At 41.0% G+C, this 8,997-nt stretch carries 8 protein-coding genes and 2 pseudogenes; 5 read left to right on the top strand and 5 right to left on the bottom strand.

Annotated features, from left to right (window positions below; genetic code table 11):
* Positions 1-257 precede the first annotated feature (257 nt).
* Positions 258-1,091, bottom strand: a complete 834-nt coding sequence (locus JCM12304_RS04050) for an ion transporter (RefSeq protein ID WP_082387971.1) — start codon at positions 1,089-1,091, stop codon at positions 258-260.
* Between the two features lie 148 nt (positions 1,092-1,239).
* Between JCM12304_RS04050 and JCM12304_RS04045 the strand changes: the two genes are divergently transcribed.
* Positions 1,240-1,497, top strand: a complete 258-nt coding sequence (locus JCM12304_RS04045) for a hypothetical protein (protein WP_060678626.1) — start codon at positions 1,240-1,242, stop codon at positions 1,495-1,497.
* Between the two features lie 93 nt (positions 1,498-1,590).
* On the opposite strand, the pseudogene JCM12304_RS04040 reads toward JCM12304_RS04045, so the two are convergent.
* Positions 1,591-2,126, bottom strand: a pseudogene (locus JCM12304_RS04040) (transcription repressor NadR).
* 217 nt (positions 2,127-2,343) lie between these two features.
* Here JCM12304_RS04040 and nadC point away from each other — a divergent pair.
* The 3 genes and pseudogenes from nadC to JCM12304_RS04025 all read left to right on the top strand — a co-directional run bounded on the left by nadC (position 2,344) and on the right by JCM12304_RS04025 (position 6,207).
* A pseudogene (gene nadC / locus JCM12304_RS04035) lies at positions 2,344-3,206 on the top strand (carboxylating nicotinate-nucleotide diphosphorylase).
* A gap of 4 nt (positions 3,207-3,210) precedes the next feature.
* Positions 3,211-4,227 (top strand): TAXI family TRAP transporter solute-binding subunit, encoded by a 1,017-nt coding sequence (locus JCM12304_RS04030; RefSeq protein WP_060678625.1) that lies wholly within the window; start codon positions 3,211-3,213, stop codon positions 4,225-4,227.
* Between the two features lie 48 nt (positions 4,228-4,275).
* A complete protein-coding gene (locus JCM12304_RS04025) occupies positions 4,276-6,207 on the top strand; it encodes a TRAP transporter permease (protein ID WP_060678624.1) in 1,932 nt (643 codons plus the stop codon).
* 287 nt (positions 6,208-6,494) lie between these two features.
* On the opposite strand, the gene JCM12304_RS04020 is transcribed toward JCM12304_RS04025, so the two are convergent.
* Positions 6,495-6,941, bottom strand: coding sequence for an NUDIX hydrolase (locus tag JCM12304_RS04020; RefSeq protein ID WP_060678623.1), 447 nt, complete (start codon positions 6,939-6,941; stop codon positions 6,495-6,497).
* A 39-nt stretch (positions 6,942-6,980) separates the two neighbouring features.
* A complete protein-coding gene (locus tag JCM12304_RS19275) occupies positions 6,981-7,145 on the bottom strand; it encodes a hypothetical protein (protein ID WP_019375888.1) in 165 nt (54 codons plus the stop codon).
* 250 nt (positions 7,146-7,395) lie between these two features.
* Between JCM12304_RS19275 and JCM12304_RS04015 the strand changes: the two genes are divergently transcribed.
* On the top strand, positions 7,396-8,253 hold the full coding sequence (locus tag JCM12304_RS04015; protein ID WP_060678622.1) for an STAS domain-containing protein: 858 nt from the start codon (positions 7,396-7,398) through the stop codon (positions 8,251-8,253).
* A gap of 104 nt (positions 8,254-8,357) precedes the next feature.
* Here the strand turns inward: JCM12304_RS04015 and JCM12304_RS04010 are convergent, their stop codons facing one another.
* Positions 8,358-8,867: a QueT transporter family protein gene (locus tag JCM12304_RS04010; protein WP_019375886.1), complete on the bottom strand. Its 510-nt coding sequence runs from the start codon at positions 8,865-8,867 to the stop codon at positions 8,358-8,360.
* Between the last annotated feature and the right edge of the window lie 130 nt (positions 8,868-8,997).

Raw genomic sequence — 8,997 nt, 5'->3', positions numbered from 1 at the left:
AATGTCTTTCATGATGCTGATGACGGACATTGCGAGCACGAAATCATGCGGGAATGTCTATCATAATGCCAATGACGGACATTGAGAGCGCGAAATTGCACGGGAATGTCTATCATAAGGACGATGACGGACATTGCGAGCACGAAATCATGCGGGAATGTCTATCATAATGTCAATGACGGACATTGCGAGCGCAAAATCTCGCGGGAATGTCTATCATAAGCGAAATGTTGGGCATCAATTACTTTTAAAGACATTCATTCACTGTCATTATTTGTTTTTTTATCCGCCAACAGCGCTTTGATTTCCCGCAGCTCTTGTTTAATTTCAGCGTTTTCATTATATAAACGATCCATCTGTCCGCCTCTGTTGTCCTCCTCCTCTTGACCCAGGTAACTTAAGATCACAGCAACAATCAAGTTCAAAATAACCAATGCACCAATAATGATAAACGAAACAAAATAGACCCATGCCCACGGTACCTCGCTCATAACCGGCCGAGCAACCTGACTTGCCCACGATTCAAAAGTAACTACCTGCAATAAGGTAAACAGTGACGTATGGAAGCTGCCAAAAAACTCTCCAGGTAGCACATCCCTAAAATAAGTCGTTCCAATAATCGCATAAATAGAGAAAATCAGCATTGATAAACCAAGGATCCCAGTCAGTGCAGGGATAGATTTCATAAGGGAATCAACAATCTTTCGTAACGCAGGGATGGCTGGAATCATTCGGAGTAATCTTAGCACCCGCAGTAATCGCATCACACTAACAAACGGTGTAGTATAAAACACTAGACTCCCTGCTACAATGACAAAGTCAAAAATATTCCATTTCTTTGAGAAGTAGCCCTTCACACCAAGCCCGATCATTTTAAGCAAAAGCTCCACGACAAAGACCCAGATAATAATCCGATCCACTGCTTGCAAAAAAGTATTTCCAATAAAATAAGTCTCTGCGGTAATGACGATCCCGTTTAAAACAATAATCGCAATAACAGCAGATTGAAAATTTTTATGCTCTACCAATTTTTTTATAGTAGCTCTAAAATCACTTTTCTTCATGTTCGAATCTTCTTCTATATCATTCAACTCATTTTACCTCATTTCAGTCTGTTCGACTTTCATAATAGATTCTTATCGTCTCTTTTCTATTTTATTATGGTTTTATAATTTAAGGCAATTAATAACGAAATATATGATAATATGGTAATAATTAGTAGATGGAAGAGGTGGAATTATGAAGACTGGATTAAAAGCTAGTTCACCAAAGAAATATGCAGCAGTAGAAAAAAATTATTGGTCACTTGCCGGATTATTGTTAGGCATATTTTCATTTTTTCTTTATTGGATCACACCATTCATTCCCATGTTCGGTCTAATTACTTCAATAGTCGGGATTACCTTTTCCCGGCGAAAGCAATCTGGACTTGCAACAGGAATTATTGGTTTAGTTTTGAGTATAACTGTTTTGTCTTATATCAGTGGATCAGTATAAGCTACTTTCAAGCACTTATTCTTAATCATTTAAGCTGGACGGACAGCTGCAACTACTGGAAGTTGTCCGTCTTTTTAAGCTCCCCACAAGAAACTATTCCACCAATATCCCAGCTTTCTTCAAAGCATCACAGGCGGCATCCAGTTTTTCCTGCGTATCTGCCTCCAATGTATGAAGATGAATTCCATTCGTAAGACTCGAAAGATAGACTGCATTCGTTTCCTGTATTCTTTCAATAAATCGGTTTGCTTCTGCCCGATTGCTTACCATGACAGATGCGGTCAGGTCACCATAAACCGCGTGTTCAACAATGACATCCTTCACCTTAACTCCATGGTCAACAAAAATATTCAATTCTTCCTGTGTTTGCTTGGGTGTATGTTTACATACAACAATTCGTTCCAGAAGACCTTGACTCTTCTGCTTGTCCAGCAGTACATACCCTTGCTTGTGGCCATAATTGGTTCTTTTTTTGCTTTTAATATTGAGACATCCTGCACAATTACCTGTCTGCTGACATTCGTTTGCTTTGCAAATTCACTGCCAGTAATTGGCTCCTCTGCATCGCGTAACAACTTCATAATTAGGTTTTGCCTTTTTATTGATGACATTTTCTGTTCCTCATTCATTATGTAGCACCTTCCTGAATCCGCAATTTCCTTATGCCATATATTATAGCAAAAAAACGCTTGCCTTTCGCTAAAACTTGTGTAAATATAGATGACAAGACACCTGTATACTTAATAATATAAAAATGTACTTTACATTTCAATCAGGTGTAACAGCAATAGGAAAACAGGGGTTTAAATGTGAAAAATATCACAATATCCAATAAGGGGTTTAGAAATGAACAAATTAAAACTACGAAATTTAGTACAGCAATTTCTGATAGAGGACATAGGGGATACAGATATAACAAGTGAATCCATTTTTCCTCCAAATCAGCCAGGCCATGGCGTTTTTATCGCTAAAGAGTCAGGGGTGGTGGCGGGTTTGGAGATTATTGAAGAGGCTTATATGCTTCTAAATCCTTCCATTACTGTAGTAGTATTTTTTCAAGACGGGGATCAAGTGAGGGGCGGAGATGTACTTGCCGAGGCGCACGGGCCAATTGTTCCGTTACTTGCCGGAGAGCGGGTTATCTTAAATCTTATCCAACGAATGAGCGGAATTGCGACTATTACAGCAAGAAGCGTCAGCGAATTAAACGATCCATCCATACATATTTGTGACACACGAAAAACTACACCTGGCTTACGGATGTTCGATAAATATGCGGTGACATGCGGTGGTGGAAGGAACCATCGCTTCGGCCTGGAGCATGGGGTAATGATTAAGGATAATCATATTTCATTTGCCGGCTCCATAACAAAAGCAGTCCATCAGGTGCGGGAAAAAGTCGGACATATGGTGAAAATTGAAGTGGAAACCGAAACGAAGGAAGAAGTCCTCGAAGCTGTGGAAGCAGGTGCTGACATTATTATGTTTGATAATCGTTCTCCTGCAGAAGTAATTCAATTCAACAAATATGTACCTGATTCTATTATTACAGAAGCGTCTGGCGGTATCACACTTGATAATTTGGCAACATATCAACACACAGGGTAGATTATATTTCTTTGGGATTTCTAACCCACTCTGTAACTGCTTTGGACATTAGCTTACAAGTAAAACCAGGGCCAAAGAAATCATCAGCAAAGGAGCAATAGACAGATGATAATGAAGAGGAATAGTGTACTGCTGTCATTATTAATTCTACTATTTTTAACCGCATGTGGGGCGTCAGGATCAGCTAGCTCTGAGCAAACAGAGGGGGAAAATACAGCTCTTCAAACCATTATAATTGGTGGAAGAACAGGGGGAGCATGGTCTGTTTTTACAGAAGGAATTGCTGAGTCCATTCGCAGAGAGTATGACGGATCCGTTATTACCGTGGAACCAGGTAGCATTGTGGAAAATCCACCAACTGTTGGGATGAATAAGGTGCCATATGGATTGTCCTATACGATGACAGCTTATGCTGCATACAAAGGAGAAGAACCATATGACCAGCCATATGACGATATTCGAGCTGTAAGTGTGGTTATTCCTGCAAACTACTTTCAGTTAGTTGCCAGAACAGATTTGGGATATGATTCATTAAAAGAAATTATAGAAAATAAAGCTCCGATTCACTTGGCTGTAGATCAAAAAGGCTCTGCTGGCGAAATCATCACCAGAAAAATGCTCGACGAGTATGGTGTAACGTATGAGGATATCATCTCCTGGGGTGGATCAGTCGATCATTTAAGTGGGGCAAAAACATTTGAATTGATGGCAGATAAGCGAGTAGACATAACGGGTGATGCAGTTTCTGTACCTTCGAGTGATATTTTGGAAGCCTCCACAACCATTGATTTAAAAATGCTTGCCTTGGAGCAACAGGTAAATCAGTCTGTTGCAGATGAGCTTGGAATGCTGACAGGAAAGATCCAAGCAGAAAGCTACAATTTTCAAAAAGATGATATTAACACGGTAAATACACCAGCTATTCTACTTGTAAACCAAAATGTATCCGAAGAGGAAGTTTATCAAGTTACCAAAGCTATTTATGAGAATTTGGATTATTTAAAGACGGTACATAAGGAATTTGAGAATTTGTCTGGAGAAAACATGATGGATGTTGGAGATGTCCCTCTTCACCCTGGCGCAGTAAAGTTTTTTAAGGAAAAGGGTTGGATAGATAACTAGATTATTGGGAGCAACATGGAGAGAGTTCCTATGGAATGAGGGGTTATTGTGAAGAAGATATTAACAGGGATCATTTTGGCTGAGGAGAAACACAGCTTAACAAAATTACGTTCACAACTATTTGTGTGTATTGCTATTATATTAAGCTTGTTTCAAATTTGGTCTGTCACTTGGGGGAAATTAAACCCAATGAACCAAATGGCTATTCACCTTGCACTTATTTTAGGTTTAACCTTTTTAATTAAACGTACTGCAAAATCCAAGGCTGTTGTATTTTTCGATTATGTTGCTGTGCTGCTTGCATTAGCGGCCGGAGTGTATTACAGCCTTCACGCCGAGCGAATTGCTGTCCGCATTCCTATAATGGAGCCACTAACAAGTGCAGATATATTTTTTGGATTGGTATTCGTCCTGCTTAGTTTAGAGGCTGCCCGCAGGACGATCGGTTTACCGATTGTAATTATTTCATTAATCGGCATAGGTTATGCACGATGGGGTCATTTTTTTGAGGGGATGCTTGGACATCGGCCTTTTACCACCGTGGAGGTGCTCGATGATCTGGCTTTTAGCTTGAATGGCCTCTGGGGGTCACCAATCTCTGTGGCAGCCTCCTTTGTCTTTATGTTTATTCTGTTCGGTGCCTTTTTGAATAAAGCAGGAGCTGGAGAATTCTTCTTTCAGCTTTCCACGGCCATTGCCGGAAGAACCAAAGGTGGCGCCGCAAAGGTAGCTGTGTTAGCAAGCGCCTTTTTCGGTTCTATTTCCGGGAGTCCAACTGCAAATGTCGTAACAACTGGAGCATTTACTATTCCAGTAAGCAAGAAAACTGGCTATAAGCCAACATTTGCTGCAGCGGTAGAAGCCGCAGCCTCTACAGGTGGGAGCATCCTGCCACCAATCATGGGGTCATCAGCCTTTTTAATGGCTGCCGTTACACAATTACCATATGAGGCAATTGTACTTGCAGCAATCGTTCCAGGAATACTTTATTATGTATCTTTATTAGCAATGGTACACTTTGAAGCATTACGCCTGGACCTTCCCAGAGCTTCCAAAGATTCTATTCCAAAAATTTCGGCCGTTTTAAAAGATGGCTGGCATTACTTCGTGCCATTAGTCGTGTTAATTACCTTTTTATTGGCAGGCGCTAGCGCTTCTCGAACAGGCTTCTACGGTATTATTTCCGTTATTCTTATTAGCTTTTTCAGAAAAAATACACGTATGGGCTGGAAGGGAATTACGGCAGCAATGATTGATGGCGCCAAATCAGCCATCCCCGTAACTACCGCCTGTGCCGCAGCAGGATTAGTTATCGCAGGGATTATGTCGACTGGGCTTGGCGGTAAATTAACAAGTATCGTGCTCGGGCTAACAGAGGGAATGCTTTTGCCAACCTTATTGCTCATTATGGTAATATGTATCATTCTCGGAATGGGCATGCCTGTTGCTGCTGCATATATCTTAACAGCAATGCTTGCAGCACCAGCCCTCATTGAACTGGGTGTACCTATCATGGCAGCACATTTATTCATTGTCTATTTCTCTATTTTTTCTGCAATCACGCCTCCGGTGGCTGTTGCTGCTTTTGCTGCAGCGGGAATTGCTAACGCCAATCCGAACAGGGTTGGCATAGAGGCTGTCAGACTTGGTCTGGTTGGCTTTATCGTGCCATTCCTGTTCGTTTTTGAACCTTCATTATTGTTAAATGGTTCGGCGGGGGAAATTCTTACTTCTGTACTTTCCGCCCTCCTCGGTGTCGTCATGCTCGCAGCCGGCTTAATTGGCTGGTTGATCAGAAAGGCAAGCATGCTTGAACGTATGCTATTAATATCAATTGGCTTTTTCATGATGTATCCGGGGGTAATATCGGATTTAGTTGGAATAGGCTTCATTGGGGTGGTCGTTCTATTGCAGTGTAGACGTTCTCGCCGAGCTTCTAATGTTCATAAAAAGCAAGTCCTTGAGAAAGTGTATAACTGAATGTAAGCGTGGGGGAAGGTTTTGGAGAGGAGCCGGAGATTTGAGATGGAATGATGAGGGATTGATGATGGACAGTAGAAAGCTGTAGGGAGAATCTATTAACCTGCATCTCTGAATGTCCGACTTATGCCTGATGATAGACATTGTCAGGCATTTTCACGCTCCCAATGTCCGTCATCTACATCATGATAGACATTCACACCCAGTTTCTCGCTCCCAATGTCCGTCATCAACCTTATGATAGACATTCACACCCAGTTTCGCGTTCCCAATGTCCGTCATCCGCCTCATGACAAGAATTCTTTTAAAATCTTTTGGTGACTTTTAACGAGCGGCGTTGGTAATTCGTTCGGGTGAAAAAATGCTAAATGAATAGATTCCGTTGCGTCTATCGTTAAGTCTCCTGTATAAGCTTCTGAAGAATAAGCAACGGTTACGACGTAAAATTCGTCCCCATTTTCTGCTTTAATAAACTGGTCAGGCCCAGAATAAATGTTTATCAGGTTGAGGTCATTTACCATTAAACCTGTCTCTTCATAAACTTCGCGTCTGGCCACATCCTCTGTTGACTCTCCCAGCTCCATTAGTCCGCCCGGTAACCCCCACGTGCCAAGCGGGAACTTCCGTTGTTGCAGGAGGATTCTCCCTTTGTCATCTACTAGTATGACTACCGCACCAACAAATATTAGTGGTCGGTGCCCTACAATTGCTCTAAGCTCCTCGACATATCCCATTTTCATTCTCCTTCCATAAACCTTTTTGCACTTGCACTTCTACCAATTTCCGAGCACTCCTTTAACAAGGCTCACTAGCCCTCTTAACAACCAAATAACTAATCTGATTGGCAGGAACAGCAATTCCGGTATCCAGCTGATTATATCAGAAATGACTTCTGCTCTTCGCATACGTCTGTCTTCTTTTCTTTCTTTCATAGCCAAAACCTTATCCCTCCATTTCCGGTTAGCATCTATTCTTTTTTACGCTTCCCGGAAGATTAGGTTTCGTTTTTTGATTATAATAACAATAATGAATGATAATTCTTTTTAGTGAAAAATGGAAAGGAGCATATAAATCTTATGCATCGGTGAAGAAATTTGGTAATATGAGAACAGAAGAAAAATGAGCGCCACTTGCTCTTAAAATGGCAGCTTGGCAATATACTTCCACTATAAAGGAGTAAGAATAACAATGGCGGATTGGAATCAAAGATTATATACATATATTTTGGATAACACGACAAAAATTACAGACGAATGGCTCGCACTGAGAGACAATACTTCTGATTCCGTTTATTCGATAGATGCAGGGTCAGAAACAGAACAGACGCTTCGCAAGCAGAATAAAATGACGAATCTGACTATAGCAAGTAGTCTTCTCGGGGCAGAAGGTAATTTTGAACAAAATAAGATCGAATGGGCTCATTTGGTTGCAGAAAGCAGGGTTGCCAGCAACACGCCATTCCCTGATGTCATCGATGCCCTAAGCAGGGTCAGAAAAGTTTTTGGTTGGCAAATTGAACGATTTGTAAATGAGCAGGAAGAAACAATTCCCACAGAGGTCATCTTAAAATGGGGTGAGACGATTCACTTAGCATTTGACGAGTTAAATATTGCATTTACCCGTACATATGCAGAACTGATGAACACCCGACTATCAGCCCAACAAAGTCTTATTGATGAACTCGGCGCACCTATTATTAAGCTCAATGATACCATTGGAGTACTGCCGATGATTGGAGAAATTGATACTTTCAGGGCCAGGAAGATCGCAGAGGTAGTCCCTAATAAATGCATGGAAGAGGAGATTACCAGATTATTTATTGACTTATCAGGGGTTTCTGTCATCGATACAATGGTAGCAAATCAGATTTTTCAAGTGACACAAGTTTTAAATTTGCTGGGAATTGAAGTTACTTTTACAGGAATTCGCCCGGAGATTGCCCAGACATCTGTACAGCTGGGACTTGATTTTTCTAAGATGACTACTTTCAGCTCGTTGCAGCAAGCATTAAGAAAAGAACGCTACGTACTTACCGAAGCAGAATAAGAACCCAGGCACACCCTCGCTCAAGCAAATGAGAACTCCCGCTTGGGCTTTTTACATACCAAAAGAGGCTGAAAGGTAATATTCCTTCCAGCCTCTTTACTTTACTATTTGCTTAAATCAATTTTCTTACTTAATATATAAACAAAAAATCCACCAACCGTCATGGACAATAGTTCTCCAAGCCCTACGGTAAGCCATGTATAAAAGAATGGCAAATCAAGCACAATCGATAATTGCCCAGCAACTGTAAACATAGATAATGCAAAAATTACAGCAGTTACTGCCATCTTCACTATTTGATTTGAAATATTTTTCGTAGCAGCCCGACATAAAATTAATACAAGAAAAGTAGCAAGCCCACCAATAGGTACGTCGAGCATCCATGTTGGGGACATAAAATTAGCAAACACTACACCTAATGTTACAGCAAGGACATATCGTTTATGATAGAGTGCAAGATAATTGAACATCTCTGACATTCTTAACTGGATCGCTCCAAAGCTAAATACTGCAAACCAGGCTGTAACAACTACATATAGTGCTACAATGAGCGCTACTTTGGTTAGTTCGCTGACGGATGTGGTAACCGACGTGTTCGAAATCGTTTTATTCAATTTACTATCTCCTTTGTAAGACAGTTTCCTACTGTCTTAGTAATAACTACGACCAAAGGAAGACCAAGTGCCGTAGTGCAGACCTTCGCAAGCCTGCCTGCCTATTATAGCAAACTATTTTAAATTCGAA

Origin of the sequence: Virgibacillus halodenitrificans JCM 12304 (genome assembly GCF_001310895.1) — a bacterium.
In the GTDB taxonomy this organism is placed as follows: domain Bacteria; phylum Bacillota; class Bacilli; order Bacillales; family Amphibacillaceae; genus Virgibacillus_Q; species Virgibacillus_Q halodenitrificans.
The sequence above is the reverse complement of the archived record's forward strand: the minus strand, read 5'-3'. Positions and strand labels throughout refer to the sequence as shown.

Coding starts and splice junctions, on each gene's coding strand:
- JCM12304_RS04045 (WP_060678626.1), top strand. CDS start 1,240: ATGAAGACTGGATTAAAAGCTAGTTCACCAAAGAAATATGCAGCAGTA.
- JCM12304_RS04030 (WP_060678625.1), top strand. CDS start 3,211: ATGATAATGAAGAGGAATAGTGTACTGCTGTCATTATTAATTCTACTA.
- JCM12304_RS04020 (WP_060678623.1), bottom strand. CDS start 6,941: ATGGGATATGTCGAGGAGCTTAGAGCAATTGTAGGGCACCGACCACTA.
- JCM12304_RS04015 (WP_060678622.1), top strand. CDS start 7,396: ATGGCGGATTGGAATCAAAGATTATATACATATATTTTGGATAACACG.